General features: G+C 67.3%; 18 protein-coding genes and 1 riboswitch. Of the genes, 11 read left to right on the top strand and 7 right to left on the bottom strand.

All coding sequences use genetic code 11. From position 1 onward, the window contains the following. The first annotated feature begins 12 nt into the window (after positions 1 to 12). Genes napG through AC3QL2_RS08270 form a run of 4 tightly spaced genes read left to right on the top strand, consistent with a single transcriptional unit; the run spans position 13 to position 2,970 of the window. Complete coding sequence (napG, locus tag AC3QL2_RS08285; RefSeq protein ID WP_493234672.1) at positions 13 to 936, top strand: ferredoxin-type protein NapG; 924 nt, start codon at positions 13 to 15, stop codon at positions 934 to 936. Between the two features lie 2 nt (positions 937 to 938). Continuing rightward, on the top strand, positions 939 to 1,799 hold the full coding sequence (napH, locus tag AC3QL2_RS08280; protein ID WP_493234674.1) for a quinol dehydrogenase ferredoxin subunit NapH: 861 nt from the start codon (positions 939 to 941) through the stop codon (positions 1,797 to 1,799). Further along, the gene (locus AC3QL2_RS08275) at positions 1,799 to 2,287 is read left to right on the top strand and encodes a nitrate reductase cytochrome c-type subunit (protein WP_493234675.1); all 489 of its coding nucleotides are present in this window, start codon (positions 1,799 to 1,801) and stop codon (positions 2,285 to 2,287) included. The genes napH and AC3QL2_RS08275 overlap by 1 nt, the downstream gene beginning before the upstream one ends. Positions 2,288 to 2,310: 23 nt before the next feature. Further along, a complete protein-coding gene (locus AC3QL2_RS08270) occupies positions 2,311 to 2,970 on the top strand; it encodes a NapC/NirT family cytochrome c (protein ID WP_493234677.1) in 660 nt (219 codons plus the stop codon). Between the two features lie 177 nt (positions 2,971 to 3,147). Here AC3QL2_RS08270 and AC3QL2_RS08265 read toward each other — a convergent pair whose 3' ends face one another. Together AC3QL2_RS08265 and AC3QL2_RS08260 are read right to left on the bottom strand one after the other, a co-directional pair. Then, positions 3,148 to 4,266, bottom strand: a complete 1,119-nt coding sequence (locus AC3QL2_RS08265; RefSeq protein ID WP_493234678.1) for a phosphoserine transaminase — start codon at positions 4,264 to 4,266, stop codon at positions 3,148 to 3,150. A 10-nt stretch (positions 4,267 to 4,276) separates the two neighbouring features. After that, on the bottom strand, positions 4,277 to 5,494 hold the full coding sequence (locus AC3QL2_RS08260) for an ATP-grasp domain-containing protein (RefSeq protein ID WP_493234679.1): 1,218 nt from the start codon (positions 5,492 to 5,494) through the stop codon (positions 4,277 to 4,279). Between the two features lie 283 nt (positions 5,495 to 5,777). On the opposite strand from AC3QL2_RS08260, the gene AC3QL2_RS08255 reads away from it, so the two are divergent. From AC3QL2_RS08255 to AC3QL2_RS08240, 4 genes are all read left to right on the top strand, one after another. Next, complete coding sequence (locus tag AC3QL2_RS08255; RefSeq protein ID WP_079435458.1) at positions 5,778 to 6,203, top strand: c-type cytochrome; 426 nt, start codon at positions 5,778 to 5,780, stop codon at positions 6,201 to 6,203. Positions 6,204 to 6,229: 26 nt separating this feature from the next. Continuing rightward, complete coding sequence (locus tag AC3QL2_RS08250; RefSeq protein WP_493234681.1) at positions 6,230 to 7,609, top strand: cbb3-type cytochrome c oxidase subunit I; 1,380 nt, start codon at positions 6,230 to 6,232, stop codon at positions 7,607 to 7,609. A 254-nt stretch (positions 7,610 to 7,863) separates the two neighbouring features. Next, on the top strand, positions 7,864 to 9,165 hold the full coding sequence (locus tag AC3QL2_RS08245) for an ammonium transporter (protein ID WP_493234683.1): 1,302 nt from the start codon (positions 7,864 to 7,866) through the stop codon (positions 9,163 to 9,165). Positions 9,166 to 9,201: 36 nt separating this feature from the next. After that, positions 9,202 to 9,525 carry a hypothetical protein gene (locus AC3QL2_RS08240; protein WP_493234685.1) on the top strand — a complete coding sequence of 108 codons (324 nt, stop codon included), beginning with the start codon at positions 9,202 to 9,204 and terminating at the stop codon, positions 9,523 to 9,525. On the opposite strand, the gene AC3QL2_RS08235 is transcribed toward AC3QL2_RS08240, so the two are convergent. Continuing rightward, the gene (locus AC3QL2_RS08235) at positions 9,504 to 10,937 is read right to left on the bottom strand and encodes a bifunctional aminoglycoside phosphotransferase/ATP-binding protein (RefSeq protein ID WP_493234687.1); all 1,434 of its coding nucleotides are present in this window, start codon (positions 10,935 to 10,937) and stop codon (positions 9,504 to 9,506) included. The two genes, AC3QL2_RS08240 and AC3QL2_RS08235, sit on opposite strands and share 22 nt — an antisense overlap. Positions 10,938 to 11,080: 143 nt before the next feature. Beyond that, positions 11,081 to 11,956, bottom strand: coding sequence for a toll/interleukin-1 receptor domain-containing protein (locus AC3QL2_RS08230; RefSeq protein ID WP_493234688.1), 876 nt, complete (start codon positions 11,954 to 11,956; stop codon positions 11,081 to 11,083). Between the two features lie 156 nt (positions 11,957 to 12,112). Between AC3QL2_RS08230 and AC3QL2_RS08225 the strand changes: the two genes are divergently transcribed. From AC3QL2_RS08225 to AC3QL2_RS08215, 3 genes are all read left to right on the top strand, one after another. Further along, a complete protein-coding gene (locus AC3QL2_RS08225; RefSeq protein ID WP_493234689.1) occupies positions 12,113 to 12,352 on the top strand; it encodes an oxidoreductase-like domain-containing protein in 240 nt (79 codons plus the stop codon). 49 nt (positions 12,353 to 12,401) lie between these two features. After that, positions 12,402 to 12,473, top strand: a riboswitch (S-adenosyl-L-homocysteine riboswitch). Between the two features lie 88 nt (positions 12,474 to 12,561). Continuing rightward, complete coding sequence (metH, locus tag AC3QL2_RS08220) at positions 12,562 to 16,263, top strand: methionine synthase (protein ID WP_493234690.1); 3,702 nt, start codon at positions 12,562 to 12,564, stop codon at positions 16,261 to 16,263. A 93-nt stretch (positions 16,264 to 16,356) separates the two neighbouring features. Further along, on the top strand, positions 16,357 to 16,992 hold the full coding sequence (locus AC3QL2_RS08215) for a trimeric intracellular cation channel family protein (RefSeq protein WP_493234692.1): 636 nt from the start codon (positions 16,357 to 16,359) through the stop codon (positions 16,990 to 16,992). A gap of 74 nt (positions 16,993 to 17,066) precedes the next feature. Here the strand turns inward: AC3QL2_RS08215 and AC3QL2_RS08210 are convergent, their stop codons facing one another. The 3 genes from AC3QL2_RS08210 to AC3QL2_RS08200 are packed head-to-tail and all read right to left on the bottom strand — an operon-like array spanning position 17,067 to position 18,720. Continuing rightward, a complete protein-coding gene (locus AC3QL2_RS08210; protein WP_493234693.1) occupies positions 17,067 to 17,864 on the bottom strand; it encodes a CbbQ/NirQ/NorQ/GpvN family protein in 798 nt (265 codons plus the stop codon). Further along, positions 17,861 to 18,133, bottom strand: a complete 273-nt coding sequence (locus AC3QL2_RS08205) for a cytochrome C oxidase subunit IV family protein (protein WP_493234694.1) — start codon at positions 18,131 to 18,133, stop codon at positions 17,861 to 17,863. The genes AC3QL2_RS08210 and AC3QL2_RS08205 overlap by 4 nt, the downstream gene beginning before the upstream one ends. Then, positions 18,130 to 18,720 carry a cytochrome c oxidase subunit 3 family protein gene (locus tag AC3QL2_RS08200; RefSeq protein WP_493234696.1) on the bottom strand — a complete coding sequence of 197 codons (591 nt, stop codon included), beginning with the start codon at positions 18,718 to 18,720 and terminating at the stop codon, positions 18,130 to 18,132. Before AC3QL2_RS08200 ends, AC3QL2_RS08205 begins: the two co-directional genes overlap by 4 nt. Positions 18,721 to 18,828 lie beyond the last annotated feature (108 nt).

Here is an 18,828-nt window from a genome sequence, read left to right as displayed (position 1 = left end):
AATGGACTGATCGTGGACTCCGCCCGCCAACCCGCCCGCAAGTCGCCCGCTGCCGAATCGCCGGCATCGGCGGCGCGGCGCCGTTTCGTCAACGGCGTGGCCGCTGCCGCCGGTGGCGGCTGCCTGCTGGCGCTCGGCGCGGGGCTGTACTCGCGCAGTGCGTCGGCGCTGCCGGCCCAGGCCTTGCGACCGCCGGGGGCGCTGGCGGAAAGTGATTTCCTGGCTGCCTGCGTGCGCTGCGGGCTGTGCGTGCGTGACTGTCCCTATCACATCCTCAAGCTGGCCGACCTCGGCGAGCCGGTGCCGACCGGCACCCCGTATTTCACGGCCCGCCAGCTCCCCTGCGAGATGTGCGACGACATCCCGTGCGTGAAGGCCTGCCCGACCGGTGCGCTGGACCGGGAGCTGACCGACATCAACCAGGCCCGCATGGGCCTCGCGGCCCTCGTGGACCACGAGAGCTGCCTGAACTTTCTCGGCCTGCGCTGCGACGTGTGCTACCGGGTGTGCCCGGTGATCGACAAGGCGATCACGCTGGAGACCCAGCACAACCCGCGCTCGGACCGTCACGCGATGCTGCTGCCGACGGTGCATTCCGATGCCTGCACCGGCTGCGGCAAGTGCGAGAAGTCCTGCGTGCTGCCGGAGGCGGCGATCAAGGTCCTGCCGCGCAAGCTGGCCCAGGGCGCGCTGCCGGCCCACTACCGCAAGGGCTGGGAAGAGAAGGCCCGCAATGGCGGCTCGCTGATCGGCGAACAGGTGGAATTGCCGGTGCGTGGCTTCGAAGGTTCGACCGCCGGGCGCAGCGCCACCGAGAGCGTGGCAGCCCCCGCCGCACCGGCGTCGGCGCCTGCGCAGGCTGCGTCCGCGCCGCCGGCCAAGGACACGTCCGGCGTGATCCGCCGTGGCGGTCTGGACTCTCACTGGAAGCCCTGACCATGGCCAGCCTGCCCGTGTCTTCCAGCGATTCTGCCGTGCCGCGCAGCCTGTGGCAGCGCCAGCGCTGGCTGGTGCTGCGCCGGCTGAGCCAGGCGCTGGTGCTGCTGGCCTTCCTGTCCGGGCCGTGGTTCGGGCTGTGGATCGCCAAGGGCAACCTGTCCTCGTCGCTGACGCTGGGCGTGCTGCCGCTGACCGATCCGCTGCTGGCGCTGCAGACCCTGCTGACCGGCCATCTGCCGTATGCGGCTGCGCTGACCGGCGCGGCCATCGTGCTGGGCTTCTATCTGCTGGTCGGCGGCCGGGTGTTCTGCAGCTGGGTGTGCCCAGTGAACGTGGTGACCGACAGCGCCGCGTGGACGCGCCGCCGGCTGGGGATCAAGACCGGCCGGGTGCCCGACGCGGCGACACGCTACTGGCTGCTCGGCGGCCTCCTCGTGGCGGCCGCCGTCACCGGCCGGCTGGCCTGGGAGTGGGGCAATCCGGTGTCCCTGCTGCATCGGGGGCTTATTTTCGGGATGGGCGGCGGGCTGTTCGTGATCGCCGGCATCTTTCTTTACGACGTGCTGGTGGCCAGCCGTGGCTGGTGTGGCCACCTGTGCCCGATGGGCGCGTTTTACGGGTTGCTCGGCCGGACCGCGCTGCTGCGCATTTCCGCCGTCAAGCGCCGCGCCTGCGACGACTGCATGGACTGCTTCACCGTGTGCCCCGAGCCGCAGGTGATCCGCCCGGCCCTCAAGGCGGTCGGGCAGGCCGGGCCGCTGATTCTTTCGTCCGATTGCACCACCTGCGGGCGCTGCATCGATGTATGTGACAAACAGGTTTTCAAAATGACTCATAGGTTCGACCAAAGGAGCGAGTGATGAACAAGCCGACCTTCAATTCCGCCCGTCTGCGGGCAGCCGCACTGGCCCTGACCCTGTCTGCGGCCCTCGCCCAGACCTTCTTCGCTCCCGCCGCGGTGGCCGCCACGGAGGCGCCCGTCAAGCTGCAAAGCCTGCGTGGGGCCGAAATCAACGCCAGCGATCCGGAAGGCGACGGCACCCGCTACGGGCGCGACCAGCCGCCGCTGCCGCGGGATTTCGTCCAGCAGCCGCCGCTGATCCCGCACCAGATCAAGGGCTACAACATCACCAAGAACTTCAACAAGTGCCTGGATTGCCACGCCTGGAGCCGCGCCAAGGAAACGGGCGCGACCAAGATTTCGGTGACCCACTTCAAGACCCGTGAGGGCGAAGAGCTGTCCAGCGTGTCGCCGCGCCGCTATTTCTGCGTGCAATGCCACGTGCCGCAGAGCGATGCCCGTCCGCTGGTGGGCAACACCTTCAAGCCCGGCGCCGGCATGCGCTGACGGCCAGACAGGGAGTCTGACAAATGGATACCAACAAGAAAGGCTTCATCAGCCGCATCCGCTCGGTGGGCTGGGGCTTTGCCGCCATGCTGTTCATCGGCGGCATCCTGTTCTGGGGTGCCTTCAACACCGCCATGGAATTCACCAACCGGGAAGAGTTCTGCATCTCGTGCCACGAGATGAAGGACAACGTTTACCAGGAGTACCGCAACACCATCCACGCCTCGAACCGCTCGGGCGTGCGTGCCACCTGCCCGGACTGCCACGTGCCGAAGGACTGGACGCACAAGATGATCCGCAAGATCCAGGCGTCCAACGAGGTGCTGCACAAGATCCTCGGTTCCATCGACACGCCGGAGAAGTTCAACGCCAAGCGCCTGGAGCTGGCCAAGCATGAATGGGAGCGGATGAAGAAGACCGATTCCCGCGAGTGTCGCAACTGCCACAACTTCGAGGGCTTCGACTACGCCGAGCAGGGCCGCCGTTCGTCGCGCATGCACCAGACCGGCCTCAACGAGGGCAAGACCTGCATCGACTGCCACAAGGGCATCGCCCATACGCTGCCGGCTGTCGAACAGTCCATCGGTTCGCCGAAGGATGGCGCGACGCCGGAGGAATTCCATCCGCCGCTGAAGCCCGAAGAGGCCAAGCCGGAGTCGGCCGACAAGGCGCCGAAGAGCTAGAACCTGTAGGAGGGGGAGCAGACGCCGGGTCTTCGGGCCCGGCCTCTGGGGAGTAGGCGGGCCGCATTGCGGCCCGTCTGCTTTTGGGCGACGGAAATCCCGGTCGGGGGAATCATTCTGTGGAGGTGCCGCTGTCCCGCGCTTGTCACAGCGGGGACGCGGCTCCCCACACGGTGCTTACGCAGCTGGTGCGCGGCGCCGGAAGCCGTCCATGAAGTCCACCAGTTTTTCGACGGCGGCCAGCTGCAGGCCGTTGTAGATGGATGCGCGGATGCCGCCGATGCTGCGGTGGCCCGTCAGGCCGGAGAAGCCGGCGGAGCGGGCCTCGGCGAAGAAGGCGGCCTCCAGTTCCGGAGTCGGCAGGCAGAACACCACGTTCATCTTCGAGCGGTCGGCGGGGGCCGCATGGCCGGCGTAGAAGCCGTGGCTGGCGTCCAGCACGCCGTACAGCAGCGCGGCTTTGGCGGTGTTGCGGCGGTCCATCTCGGCGAGGCCGCCGATGTCCTGCAGCAGCCAGCGGGTGACCAGCAGCACCACGTAGATGGCGAACACCGGCGGCGTGTTGAGGATGGAGTGGGCGTCGATCTGCGCGCGATAGTCGAGGAAGGCCGGCAGGTCGTCCGGCGCGTTGGCGAGCAGTTCGTCGCGCAGCACCACCACAGTTACGCCGGCTGGCCCGATGTTCTTCTGCGCGTGGGCGTAGATCATCGCGAAGCGGCTGTAGTCGCCCGGCGCCGACAGGAAATCGGACGACATGTCGCAGATGCGCGGCACGTCGTCGCGGCCGAGCAGACGGTGGAACTGCAGGCCCTCGACGGTTTCGTTGGAGACGTAGTGCAGATAGGGCGCCCGCGGGTTGAAGTCGAGCTCGTCGTCGGTCGGCAGTTGCCGGAAGCGACAGGACTCGCCGCTCCAAAGCACGCGCACCGGCCCAACCTTGCGCGCCTCGGGCAGCGCCTTGCCGCTCCAGTAGCCGGTGTGCAGGTAGTCGGCGGGTTGGCTGCTGCCGGCCAGCAGGCTCATCGGCAGCATCGAGAACTGCTGGGTCGCGCCGCCCTGCAGGAACAGCACGCGGTAGTCCGCCGGCAGGCCCAGCAGCGTGCGGACGTTGTTCTCCAGTTCGTCCACGACGGCGGCGAACCAGTCGGAGCGGTGGCTGATGCCGAGGATGGACAGGCCGACCTCGGGCACGGCCCGGATCGCCTCCTGCACCTGTTGCAGCACGACGTCCGGCAGTGCGCCGGGGCCGCCGGAGAAGTTGAGCGCGTTGAGCGGGTTGGGGCCAGGTGTGGTCATCGGCGGGCGCTCAGAGCGGCTTGGGCTGGGAAGCCTGGAGGCGGTAAAGATAATCCTCGAAAGCCTGCTTTACCTTCAGCATGTGCACCTGCTTGTAGGGGAAGAGTTCTTCCGGGTCCATCGCGTGGACGACCATCGCATGGTCGATCTCGAAGATCAGCAGCGCGCCGTCGCGGGTTTCGGCGCAATCGATGCAGATGTAGTCCAGCCCCGAGCGGCGGTGGATCGCCTCCAGCGCGGTGGCGTGCCGGGCCGCGAAGTCGGCGAAGCCGTCCATGAAGGCCAGCTCGGCGGCGCGCTTGGCGGCGTCCTCGTACATGCCGGCGTTGAGGTAATGGATCATCCAGTGGGCCGACACGCCCATGTGGCAGGCGAAGGGCCGGCCGTCGATCAGCGCCACGCGCAGCTTGCGGAACAGCCCGTCGGCGCCGCTGTAGTCGATGAAGTTCGACAGGTAGAAGCTGTCGTCGGGCTCGGCCGCCAGATAGGTGCCGATTTCGGCGGGCGTGTCGATGCGCGCCAGGCCGTGGCCGCCGTGGGAGCCGACGGGGCGCAGGATCAGCGGGAAGCGCCCGCCGGGGAAGGCCTCTTCGACGGCGCGGCGGCCATCGGCGATGGCCGCCAGCGTGGCGCGATCCACCGGCCAGGTGGCCGGGATCAGCAGGCCGGGAACGTCCTGCAGCAGCGTGCTGGCGGCTTCCCGCTCGACGTTCGGAATGTGCTGCGGGGCGTTGATGACCGGCTTCGGCCAGTTGGCCAGCAGGGTCACGAGGGCGTCCAGGATGGGCTGGCTGGTTTCGCTGACCGACAGGCCGACCAGCAGCGCATCGTGCTCCGGCAGGTCGGCGGGCAAGGGTTCGGCGGCGCTGACGTACTGGTAGATCAGCTCCACGTCGCTGTCCTCGAGCAGGCAGTCGATCGGCGTGTTCTCGGCCAGATCGCCGGCGTTTTGCAACACCAGCAGGCGGCAGCGGGCCGGCTGGCGGCGGGCCGGTAGCGTGTAGCGGCGCTGTGCCTGCAGCGCCTGGGCCTGGATCGTCAGGCCCAGCTCTCGCTCGCCGATCGTGAAGAAGGCGGTGGCCAGGTTCATCCACAGGCTTGGGTTGTCCTGGTCCTGCTGGGCTTGTTCGAGCAGTGCCTGGGCAACCTGGCGCAGGTCGCCGCCGGCGATGCTGAGGCGCAGGAAGGGCGCGAGGCCGATGAAGTCGAGTTCGGGGCGGAGCGTCATGGCGGGGCGCGGGGATCGTTCGGACGGTGGCGATTATCCGGCCTCGCCGCGGGGCTGACTACCGCCGTGTTTCACGGGGATGTCCGTTTGTCCTGCCAGTGCTTGCATACGGCATTCGGCAACGCCTGGCCGGTGGGTGTTGGCATATTCTCCTGGCGTTTCATGGTGACTCACGGCAGAGGCTCATCCGGCGCCCTTGACCCGAGTCAAGGACGCCAACCCCCGCGATCCGGAATATCCGGCCCAAGCTGCGCCGTGCAGCGAAGCCATCCAGGGAGGTTCCATGAGCGGGACATTCACAAAATCCATGGCGCGTAACATTTTTTACGGGGGCACCGTGTTTTTTGCGCTCCTGTTCCTCGCGCTGACCTTCGATTCGATGCAGACCATTCCCAAGCGGGATAACCACGCCAATCTCACGCCGGCCGTCGTGGCGGGCAAGAAAGTGTGGGAGACCAACAACTGCATCGGCTGCCACACCCTGATGGGTGAGGGCGCCTACTTCGCCCCCGAACTGGGCAACGTCTACAAGCGTCGCGGCCCCGAGTTCATCAAGGCGTGGATCCAGTCCCAGCCCACCGGTGCGCCGGGCCGCCGCCAGATGCCCAATTTCCACCTGACGGAACAGCAACTCAACGACCTCGTCGAATTCCTGAAGTACTCGTCGGAAATCAACACCGCCAACTGGCCGCCCAACATCGAAGGCTGATCGCCGATCTGAAAGGAGCCATCACCATGCAATATTCCTCCCAGTCGGTCGCGAAGCCATACTTCATCGCGGCCATCGGGTTGTTCCTCGGTCAGGTGCTGTTCGGCCTGATCATGGGTCTGCAGTACGTCATCGGGGACTTCCTGTTCCCCGCCATCCCGTTCAACGTGGCCCGGATGGTCCACACCAACCTGCTGATCGTCTGGCTGCTGTTCGGCTTCATGGGCGCGGCCTACTACATGATCCCGGAGGAAACCGAGACCGAGCTGTATTCGCCGAAGCTGGCGATCGCGATGTTCTGGGTCTTCCTCATCGCTGGCGCGGCCACCATCCTCGGCTACCTGCTGGTGCCCTACGCCGCTCTGGCGCACTACACCGGCAACGACATCCTCGAGACGATGGGGCGGGAGTTCCTTGAACAACCGCTGATCACCAAGGTCGGCATCGTGGTCGTCGCCCTGGTGTTCCTGTTCAATCTCACGATGACCATGCTGAAGGGCCGCAAGACCTCGATCAGCTTGGTGCTGATGATGGGCTTGTGGGGCCTGGCGGTATTCTTCCTGTTCTCCTTCTACAACCCGTCCAACCTGGTGCTCGACAAGTACTTCTGGTGGTGGGTCGTGCACCTTTGGGTCGAAGGCGTCTGGGAACTGATCCTCGGCTCCCTGCTGGCCTTCGTGCTGATCAAGGTGACCGGCGTCGACCGCGAAGTGATCGAGAAGTGGCTGTATGTGATCATCACCATGACCCTGGTCACCGGCATCATCGGTACCGGCCACCACTATTTCTGGATCGGTACGCCGGAATACTGGCAGTGGTGGGGTTCCGTGTTCTCCGCGCTGGAGCCGATCCCGTTCTTCGCGATGACCGTGTTCGCCTTCAACATGGTGAACCGCCGCCGCCGCGAGCACCCGAACAAGGCCGCCACCCTGTGGGCCCTGGGCACCGGTGTGATGTCCTTCCTCGGCGCCGGCGTGTGGGGGTTCCTGCACACCCTGGCTCCGGTGAACTACTACACCCACGGCACGCAGATCACCGCTGCCCACGGTCACATGGCCTTCTACGGTGCCTACGCGATGGTTGTTCTCACCATCATCAGCTACGCGATGCCGATCCTGCGTGGTCGCGCCGCCAACAGCGAGCGTTCCCAGGTGCTGGAGATGTGGGCCTTCTGGCTGATGACCGTGGCGATGGTGTTCATCACCCTGTTCCTCACCGCGGCGGGCATCCTGCAGGTGTGGCTGCAGCGTTACAGCAGCACCCCGATCCCGTTCATGGCAGCCCAGGACCAGATCTCGATCTTCTACTGGCTGCGTGAAGGCACCGGCGTGATCTTCCTGATCGGTCTGCTGCTCTACATTGTCAGCTTCTTCGTCGGCGGTAGCGAGAAGGCCAAGGCGGCCTGATCCTTCGCTTGCTGATGCAGTAATGCACAAAGCCCGGCTCCGGCCGGGCTTTGTGCATTTGTGGCGCCCATCTTGAGCAAGTGTTGGTCCGATGCCAGCAGCTTGCACCAGGCCGGTGCTTCATGTCGGATGAGTGGGCGATCGGGGGGCGCGAGACGGGCAAAAACACCGGCTTTTCGGTGAATCCGGCCCGGCACAGGATTTGCTGCATGTGCACATGCGCCACTCGGGCGCCCTGTCTGCTGAAAGTGTCCATGCCGAAGAGTTCTGCCCCGTCCGTCCTGGCGCGCCTTGCCGCGGTGCCATTCTTTTCCCTGCTGTTTTCCGGTGCCGCACTGGCCGCATCGCCGGGTCAACCGGATGGTGGCAACACCGCCTGGATGCTGACCGCCAGCGCGCTGGTGCTGTTGATGACCCTGCCCGGCGTGGCGCTGTTCTACGGCGGCATGGTCCGCCGCCGCAATGTGCTGTCCACCATGAGCCAGAGCGTGGCGATCGCCGCGGTGGTGACGCTGACCTGGAGCCTCGTCGGTTACAGCCTGGCGCTGCGTCCCGGTTCGGCCTGGCTGGGCGGACTCGACCGGCTGTTCCTCGACGGCCTGCAACTGGATGGCCAGGCTGGCGTCGAGGGCGCCGGCATCCCCGAATCCGTGTTTGCGATGTTCCAGCTGACCTTCGCGATCATCACCACCGCCCTGGTGCCGGGCGCTTTCGCGGAGCGCATGAAGTTCTCGGCGGTATTGCTGTTCGCCGCCCTGTGGTCGGTGCTGGTGTATGCGCCGGTGGCCCACTGGGTGTGGGCGCCGGGCGGCTGGCTGGCGAAGCTGGGGGCGCTCGATTACGCCGGCGGGACCGTGGTGCACATCAACGCCGGCGTGGCCGGCTTGGTCTGCGCTGTGGTGTTGGGGCCGCGCGAAGGTTTCGGCCGGCAGGCCATGACGCCCTACAACCTGGCCCTGACGCTGACCGGCGCGGCCTTGCTGTGGGTCGGCTGGTTCGGCTTCAACGCCGGTTCGGCGCTGGCTGCCGACAGCCGGGCCGGCATGGCGATGCTGGTCACCCAGCTGGCGGCGGCGACAGCAGCGGTGTCCTGGATGGGTGCCGAGTGGTTGATGCGCGGTCGGCCGAGCGCCCTCGGTCTGGTGTCCGGCGCAGTCGGCGGGTTGGTGGCGGTGACGCCGGCTTCCGGCTACGTCACGCCGCAGGCGGCAGTGCTGATCGGCCTCGTCGCCGGTGTCGGCTGCTACCTGGGTGCCACCGCGCTGAAACGCATGCTCGGTTACGACGACGCGCTGGATGCCTTTGGCATCCACGGGGTCGGCGGCATTCTCGGTGCGCTGCTCACCGGTTGGCTGGCCTCGCCGGCCATCGGTGGCGTGCGGGGCGATGTGCTGGCCCAGTTGGCGGGCATTGCCGCCACGCTGGCCTACAGCGGAGCCGCCACTTTCTGCGTGCTGCAGCTCATCGACCGCCTGGTGGGGCTGCGCGTGGACGAACGGACCGAGGTGGAAGGCCTCGATCTCGTCGAGCACGGCGAAACCATCAGCCACGCCTGATCAACTGATTTTCAACGGAACCGGAAAGGAATCGCCATGGAGTCCGATACCGTCATCTACGGCCTGCTGGGCCGCATCCACCTGCTGATGCGCAGGGTCAGCAACCGCATCACCGACGTGGAATACATGCGGGTAAACAAGGACTACGCGCGGGAGATCGTGCGCCTGGCCCGGGAGGCCGGCAATCCCGAATTGGCCGACCTGGCCGCGCGGCTGACGGTTGCCATGGAGCTGGAGGAGGCGCCAGCGGATGGCGACGCGGCCAACGACCCGGTGGCCCGAGGCCTCCTCGATCGGCTGCGCTCATCGCGGCCCAATTCCACCCACCCGACCGAGCGCTACGTCGGCTCCCTGCGCTGAGGCGGCGGGATGACGCGGGCCTGCTCGTCCGCGTCCAGTTCCTCGATCCACTCCAGCTGCCGTTCGAGCACTTCGACGGTGGCTTCGGAAGGATCGTTGCGGCGGGCTTGCAGGCGGCGGCGCAGCTCGTCCACGGGTGCCGTGCAGGCGAGGATCGCGAAATCGGCATCGTGCCCTTGCGCCAGCTCGGCAAAGGACTGGCGCTCGCTGCGCTTCAGAAAGGCCGCATCGACGATCACCGACCAGCCGGCGTCCAGCATCTGGCCGGCCAGCTCGGTCAGGCGCGCGTAGGTACGGCGGGTTGCCTCCGGCGTGTAGATGCCGCCGGCCACGCAGGAGCGGCTGCTGGCCAGTGGCGGCAGGTTGTACAGGCGCTTGCGTTCCACGTCGGAGCGCAGGCGCAGCGTGGCGGCGTAGGGATCGGCGCGCAGGAGTTCGGCGCTGAGGCTGCTCTTGCCGGAGCCCGACAGGCCGTGGGTGATCACCAGCCGTGGGCGCGGCGCGGCGCTCAGGCGCTCGGCCTGGGCCAGATAGTCGTCGGTGGTGTCGGGCTGGCCGGCGAAGGCGGCGACCTTGGCGCGCACCATCGCCTTGTACACCGCGTAGAAGCGCAGTACCGGCACCGCGTCGAAATCGCCGGACTCGGTCAGCCATTCGTTGAGCAGCCATGCGGCCAGATCTGGCCGGCGGTGGTCGAGCAGGTCCACGTAGGTGAAGGCCAGCTCGGAGGCCACGTCGATCCAGCGGAAGTCGTCGTTGAACTCGATGCAGTCGAAGGGGACCACGTCGCCGTGCAGCAGCACCAGGTTGCCCAGGTGCAGGTCGCCATGGCATTCGCGCACCCGGCCGGCCGCCTTGCGGGTGGCCATCCGCGGAGCGATACGCGCGAACTCGGCCTCGGTCCACGCTTCCAGTCGGTCGATGCGTGGCGCCGCATCCGGCCGCAAGCCGCGGATGGCGCTGAAGTTGTCGATGGCCGGGGTGCGGAGCTGAGCCGGCTCGCCGAAGCGGCTGCCGGCGGGTGCCGTCGCCGCGGCGCGGTGGAAGGCATGCACGACGCGGGCAAGGGCCGACAGATGGTCCGGCGTCAGCGCGCTGCGGGCACATACATGATCGAGGCGCTGGCTCTCGGGAAAGCGGCGCATCTTCACCGCCCATTCGCCGCTGTCGCCGACCGCCTCCAGGCCCAGGTAGAGCTCGGGCGCGAAGCGCCGGTTGAGGCGCAGCTCCTCCTGGCAGAAGAACTGCCGCCGCGCTGCCGAACCGTAGTCGAGAAAGGGCAGGATGACCGGCTTCTTCAGCTTCCACGCAAAGCCGTCGGCCAGCAGCAGCCAGGAGATATGGGTTTCGACGAGCTCCGCGCCGAGCTGGGCGCGGAAGGCTTCGAGCCAGGGAGGGAGCGGGGGGGACATGACGGCATTATCCTCCCCCTGCGTTGCCGCAAGAGGGCAAAACCGGCTAATCGCAGGTGGGGAAGGTGCTCATTCGCCTGCGTCGCTGCTCTCGGGACTCTCGGGAATGCGTTCGCCGGAGGCCTGTTCCGCTCCGTCTGGCGCTAACGCCGGCCGTGCTGCACGGTGACGGCGGCGGGGCCCGGGGTGGTGCCCAAGCCCTGCGGCAACCAGGGAAGCGCGTCGAAGGCGGGAAAGGTCAGCGGCTGGGGCTTGCCCTGCCGGCTCGCTTCCCACAGGTTGAGACGGGCCGTCGCCAGCTGGTCCTGCCACAGGCGCAGCGCGGCCAGCCAGGGATTGGCCTGCAGGACTTCGGGCCGGTCCTCCGGCTGGAAGTCGCCGGCCATCCCGGTGGTAGGGTGGTCGGCGAGCAGATTTCCAAGGAAGCCGAACTGCCATTGGAGCAGGGACAGCCAGTAATCGAACGGGGCGCGCTGCAGATGGTGCAGATGGCGTTCCAGCAGGTCCGGTGTGACGCTGTCGAGGGCGGCGGCGTCCATCGTGGCTTCGGCCAGGAAGTGGCGCACGTCGGCCTTGTGCAGCACCTTCGGGTAGATTCCCAGGTACTCCTGCTGGCCGGGCAGTTGCGCGCCCTCCGCCAGATAGATGCCGATCCGCTGGGAGCTTTGCCGGCCGTCGAAAAAGCCCAGTTCCCATGGCATCCAGCGCGACCGCCCGGTGTTCGGCCCGATCACCAGGATCAGGCTGGCGGCACGGCGCATGATCTTGCGCAAGCGCTCGGCCGTAATCGCATCGACGGTGTCGGGATCCATCTCGGGCGCGCTGTCCTGTTCATCGAGGTAGGCCTCGTAGCCCAGCGTGTCGCGGATGTGCCGGTACAGGTCGTGGGCCAGCTCGATGTCGCCGGCCTGATGGGAGACGAACACGTCGTACGGGTGGTCGGGGGGCGCCGTCCCTTCACTCTGCTGGCGGGGGTGGGAGGCGGTCTTGGGGCGCTTGCTGGTGATCTGTCGGGGCATCGGAACGCTCCTGTCGGTGGGCTCGATACCCGGCGGGCATCGCAGCCGATCGCAGTCTTGAATCTAGTCCAGCGCGGCGGGGGAATCCATCGACCGTTGGTGCCCCTCCGTGCCGCGTCGTCGTGCTATCGTCGCGGCCCCGCCGGAGCTGCCGCCATGACTGCGTTTGCCGATCCCTTCACCCGTCGCCCCACCAACCTTGCCGAGGCCGATGCGCAGGTTGCCGCGATCCGCGACCTGCTGGACGCGGCCGGGCTGGCGCATCGCAATCCGCCTCCGGCGCCGACCACCTGCTGCGGGCGCGGCTGCAACGGCTGCGTATGGGAAGGCTTTTACGCGGCCCTCGGCTGGTGGCGGGATGACGCCCGCGAATTGCTCGCCGCTGTCGCCGCCTGAACGCTGCCCGATCTTGGCAGATGGACTGAAAACCCCGTAAAATCCGCCCCTTGCCGAGGAGCGTTGCGACCTGCGAAACCCGTGGGCCAGGCTCGGCAATCATCAACGGCGCTCGCAAACCTTCCAGCCGGGTTTGCCGCGCCGTTCGCTTTTGTGCCGCTGCAGCGCGCGTCCCTCCCGGCTGACAAAATCCGTACCGAGGTAGATCCATGCAAGCCGACCGCACAGCTGAACTCCAGTCCGCCCTGACCCATCGCATCCTGATCCTCGACGGGGCGATGGGCACGATGATCCAGCAGCACAAGCTCGGTGAGGCCGACTACCGCGGCCAGCGCTTCGCCGATCATCCCAAGGACCTGAAGGGCAACAACGACCTGCTGGTGCTGACCCGCCCGGACGTGGTCGGCGGCATCCACCGGGCCTACCTGGAAGCCGGTGCGGACATCATCGAGACCTGCACCTTCAACGCCACCCGCGTGTCCCAGGCCGAATACGGGCTGGGCGACGTGGCCTACGAGCTGAATGTGGAAGGCGCCCGCCTGGTGCGTGAGCTGTGCGATGAATTCACCGCCGCCAACCCGGCCAAGCCGCGTTTCTGCGCCGGCGTGGTAGGCCCCACCTCGCGCACCCTGTCGATCTCGCCGGACGTGAACGATCCGGGTTTCCGCAACATCAGCTTCGATGCGCTGGTCGATGACTACTACGACTCGGCCAAGGGCTTGCTCGAAGGCGGCGCCGACATCCTGCTGATCGAGACCATCTTCGACACGCTGAACGCCAAGGCGGCCGTTTTCGCCGTCGAGAAGCTGTTCGCCGACATCAAGCAGCGCGTGCCGGTGATGATCTCCGGCACCATCACCGACGCCTCCGGCCGCACCCTGTCCGGTCAGACCGCCGAGGCCTTCTGGAACTCCCTCAGCCACGCCCAGCCGATCAGCTTCGGCCTGAACTGTGCGCTGGGTGCCAAGGAGCTGCGCCAGTACGTGGATGAGCTGTCCACCGTTTGCGACACCTTCGTGTCCGCCCACCCCAACGCTGGCCTGCCCAATCCGCTGTCGCCCACCGGCTACGACGAGACACCGGAGCAGCTGGCCTCCGAGATCGTCGAATGGGCGCGCTCCGGCCTGGTGAACATCGTCGGCGGCTGCTGCGGCACCTCGCCGGCGCATATCAAGGCGATTGCCGAGGCGGTGGCGCTGGTCACCCCGCGCAGCATCCCGCACATCGAGAAGAAGCTGCGCCTGTCCGGCCTGGAGCCCTTCAACGTCGGCCCGGAATCGCTGTTCGTGAACGTCGGCGAGCGCACCAACGTCACCGGCTCGCGCGCCTTTGCCCGCATGATCCTCGAAGGCCGCTTCGACGACGCGCTGGCGGTGGCCCGCCAGCAGGTGGAAAACGGCGCCCAGGTCATCGACATCAACATGGACGAGGCCATGCTGGATTCGCTGGCCGCTATGGAGAAGTTCCTCAAGCTGATCGCCTCCGAGCCGGACATCTCCCGCGTGCCGATCATGCTCGACTCCTCCAAGTGGAGCGTCATCGAGGCCGGCCTCAAGTGCATCCAGGGCAAGGGCGTGGTCAACTCCATCTCCATGAAGGAGGGCGAGGCCGAGTTCCTGCGCCAGGCGCGCCTGTGCCGCCAGTACGGCGCGGCGGTGATCGTGATGGCCTTCGACGAAAAGGGCCAGGCCGACACCTTCGCCCGCAAGACCGAGATCTGCGCCAAGGCCTACGCGCAGCTGACCAGCATCGGTTTTCCGCCGGAAGACATCATCTTCGACCCGAACATCTTCGCCATCGCTACCGGCATCGAGGAGCACGACAACTACGCGGTGGACTTCATCAACGCCGTGGCGTGGATCCGCGAGAACCTGCCCTACGCCAAGATCAGTGGTGGCGTGTCCAACGTGAGCTTCAGCTTCCGCGGCAACGACCCGGTGCGCGAGGCGATCCACACGGTGTTCCTTTACCACGCCATCAAGGCCGGCATGAGCATGGGCATCGTCAACGCCGGCATGCTCGGCGTCTATGACGACCTGGAGGCGGAGCTGCGCGCCAAGGTCGAGGACGTGGTGCTCAATCGCCACCCGGGCGCCGGCGAGGCGCTGGTTGAGTTCGCGCAGACCGTCAAGGAAGGCAAGGCCAAGGATTCCGGCCCCGACCTGTCGTGGCGCGAGCAGCCCGTCGAGGCGCGCCTGTCCCATGCGTTGGTGAAGGGCATCACCGACTTCGTCGTCGCCGACACCGAGGAAGTGCGCGCCAAGCTGGCCGCCGAAGGCAAGCCGCCGCTGTCCGTCATCGAAGGCCCGCTGATGGCCGGCATGAACGTGGTTGGCGACCTGTTCGGCGCCGGCAAGATGTTCCTGCCCCAGGTGGTCAAATCGGCCCGCGTGATGAAGCAGGCGGTGGCCCACCTGATCCCCTACATCGAGGAGGAAAAGGCCCGCACCGGCGCCCGCAGCAAGGGCAAGATCGTCATCGCCACGGTGAAGGGCGACGTGCACGACATCGGCAAGAACATCGTCGGCGTGGTGCTCGGCTGCAACGGCTACGACATCGTCGACCTGGGCGTGATGGTGCCCTGCGACAAGATCCTCGCCGCGGCGAAGGAGCATGGCGCCCAGGCCATCGGCCTGTCCGGCCTGATCACCCCGTCGCTGGAAGAGATGAGCCACGTGGCGTCCGAGATGAAGCGCCAGGGCTTCGACGTGCCGCTGCTGATCGGCGGCGCCACCACCAGCCGCGCCCACACCGCGATCAAAATCGCCCCGCACTACGACCAGCCGGTGATCTACGTGCCCGACGCGTCCCGCGCGGTCGGCGTGGTCACCAGCCTGCTGTCCGAAGGGCAGAGCGCCAGCTACGCCGCCGAAGTGGCCGCCGACTACGAGAAGATCCGCGCCCAGCACGCCGGCAAGAAGGGCGTGGCGATGGTGAAGCTTTCCGATGCCCGCGCCAACGCCTTCAAGTGGAACGCTGACCCGGCCTACGTGCCGGCCAAGCCGGCCCAGCTGGGCGTGCAGGCCTTCGACATCGACCTCGCCGAGCTGGTGGATTACATCGACTGGGGCCCGTTCTTCCAGACCTGGGACCTGGCCGGCAGCTACCCGAAGATCCTCCATGACGAGATCGTCGGCGAAACCGCTCGCGAGCTGAAGTCCGACGCCGAAGTGATGCTGGCCCGCATGGTCGCCGAGCAGGACACCAATCCGTGGGTCAAGGCCCGGGCGGTGGTCGGCCTGTTCCCCGCCAATGCGGTGGGCGACGACATCGAGATCTACGCCGACGAGTCCCGCAGCCAGGTGCAGATGACGTGGCGCGGCCTGCGCCAGCAGCACGAGCGCCCGGCCGGCAAGCCCAACTACTGCCTGGCCGACTTCGTGGCCGGCAAGGGCAGCGGCGTGGCCGACTATGTGGGCGCCTTCGCGGTGACCGCCGGCCTCGGCATCGAGGGCCGCCTGGCCGCCTACGAGCGCACCCACGACGACTACCACGCGATCATGCTGAAGGCGCTGGCCGACCGCTTCGCCGAGGCCGCCGCCGAATGGCTGCACGCCAAGGTGCGCAAGGAGCTGTGGGCCTACGCGCCGGCCGAGACGCTGAACTGCGACGAGCTGATCAAGGAAGCCTACCGCGGCATCCGTCCGGCGCCGGGCTACCCGGCCTGCCCGGACCACACCGTCAAGGGCGACCTGTTCACGCTGCTCGACGCCCCGGCCAACACCGGCATGGGCCTCACCGAGAGCTTCGCGATGACGCCGGCGGCGGCGGTCAGCGGCTTCTACTTCGCCCATCCGGACAGCTACTACTTCGCGGTCAGCAAGATCGGCCAGGATCAGCTGGCCGACTGGGCGGCGCGTACCGGTATGACGGTGGACGAAGCCCGCAAGTGGCTGGCGCCGCTGCTGTAATACGCTGACCGCGCAAAACGGTCTAGATTGGAGGGCGGCTGCGGCCGCCCTCCGCGCTTTTCAGGGCGCCGGATACAGGCGCCCGCTTTCGCCATGAAGATTGAACTGCTCCTCACCGCCATCGAAATCGCCGCGACCATCGCCTTCGCGCTGTCGGGCCTCATCGAGGCCACGCGTAAGCGCATGGACGTCGTTGGGGTGTTCTCGGTGACCTTCGTCAGCGCCTTCGGCGGTGGCACGCTGCGCGACATCTTGCTCGACCGCCGCCCGCTGTTCTGGGTGCAGCATCAGGAATACGTGTGGCTGGTGCTGGGGATGACGTTGATCACGCCGCTGCTGCTGCGCGCGCGCCGGCTGCAACTGACCGACACGCTGATGGAGGCCGCCGATGCCTGCGGGCTGGGCCTGTTCGCCATTTCCGGTGCGTCGGTGGCGCTGGCGGCGGGCATGCCGGGCATCGTCGCGGTGCTGATGGGGGCCATCACCGCGGTGTTCGGCGGGGTGCTGCGCGACGTGCTGTGCAACGAGATTCCGAAGGTCTTCCACGACCACCGGCCCTATACCCTGTGCGCCTTCATCGGCTGCAGCCTGTTCCTCGGCCTGCATGCACTGGATGTGACGCCGCAGCTGTCCACGCTGACCAGCATCTGCACCATCACCGGCCTGCGTCTGCTGGCCGTGGGCCGGGGCTGGCGGATTCCCGCCTGGCCGCCGGAGAAGGGGCGCTGAGGCGTCCGGGCTCGCTTGTCGGGGAATGAAAGGGGGCTGCGCGCTGCAAGAAAAGCGCTGGCGGCCCGTTGGGCTCAGCGCCCGAAGGTCGCCTTCACCACTTCCAGCAGCGCGTCCGCCACGTCCTCGTCGTCGGTGAGGCTTTCCACCAGTGCCGAGCGGCAGGCGTCCACCGGGTCGAGGCCGACCTTGACGAGCTTGGCGGCGTAGACCAGCAGGCGCGTGGACACGACTTCTTCCAGGTCCACGTCCTTCAGGCTGCGCAGGCGCTGGGCGATGGAGACGAGCTGGCGGGCCAGTAGCGGATCGCAGGCGGTCTCGCCGACGAGGATGGTCTCCTCGCGGCTGGCCGCCGGGAAGTCGAAGCGCAGGCTGACGAAGCGCTGGCGCGTGGACGGCTTGAGGCCCTTGAGGAAATTCTGGTAGCCCGGGTTGTAGGACATCACCAGCATGAAGCGCTCCGGCGCGTGCAGCACTTCGCCGGTGCGCTCGATGGGCAGCGTGCGGCGGTCGTCGGCCAGCGGGTGGATCACCACCGTGGTGTCGCGGCGGGCTTCCACCACTTCGTCCAGGTAGCAGATGCCGCCTTCGCGCACCGCGCGGGTCAGCGGGCCGTCGCACCACACCGTTTGGCCGTCGCCGAGCAGGTGGCGGCCGACCAGATCGGCGGCGGTGAGGTCGTCGTGGCAGGCCACGGTGTACAGCGGCAGGCCCAGGAGGGCCGCCATGTGGGCCACGAATCGGGTCTTGCCGACGCCGGTGGGGCCCTTGATGAGCAGCGGCAGGCGATTCTTCCAGGCCTGCTCGAAGACCGTGATCTCGTTGCCGGCGGCTTCGTAGAAGGGGATTTCGGTGGGCAGCGGTGCGTTCATTTGAGGGCGATCCAGTAGGCGATGGCGATCAGCGCCGAAACGAGCAGCAGCCAGCCGAGCAGCAGGCTGCGCCAGAAGAATTTGACCCCGCGCAGGCCCATGAAGTCGAGCACCACGAGGCGGCCCTTGACGAAGCAGATGGCCAGCAGCGCGGCCATCGCCAGCGGGCCGGCGAGCCCGAGGCGGGCGCCGAACTCGCCGATACCCAGCGTGCCCAGCGTGGCGAGCATCAGCACGACCCAGACGGAGTTGAGGTGACGGGTGTTCATCGCATCACATAGACGAGGGGGAAGAGGACGATCCACACCAGGTCCACCATGTGCCAGTAGGCCGCGCCGCTCTCGATGCCGTTCATGTCGGCCGGGCCGTAGGCGCCCTGGCGGGTCTTCACCCACAGCGCGACGAGGATCACCAGGCCGAGGATCACGTGCATGAAGTGGAAGAAGGTCAGCGACAGGTAGAACATGTAGAAGGTGTTGGTGGACAAGTTGATGCCGGCGCTGAACTTGTCGGCGTATTCGAAACCCTTTACCACCAGGAAGCCGCCACCGCACGCGATGCCGGCGAGCAGCCAGCGTGCGCCGGTGGCCGAACGGCTGCGTCCGACCGCCTCGACGGCGCGCGCCACGCACCAGCTGGCGGTGATCAGCAGCACGGTGTTGACGGCCCCGGCTTCGCGGTTCAGCGTCTTCTGCATCTCGTTGAACAGCTCGACGTTGTGCGCGCGGCCGAAGGCGTAGGCGGCGAAGAACACGCCGAAGGCGAGCAGCTCGGCGAGGATGAAGAACCAGATCGCCAAGTCCCCCGGCGGTGCGGCGGCCGGGGTGGCGGGGGAGGTTTCGGGGGCGATGTCCATGCCGGCAGTGTCGTCCTGCCCGGGGCGCAAAACCTTGATCTGTCCCAAGTTCCGGGTCAGCTTGTTACCTGCTGTGCAGGAAGGCCGACTTCTCCCGTGGACTGCGCT

Source organism: Zoogloea sp. GW822-FHT05C07, assembly GCF_058800215.1.
This window is presented reverse-complemented; position numbering and strand designations above follow the sequence as displayed.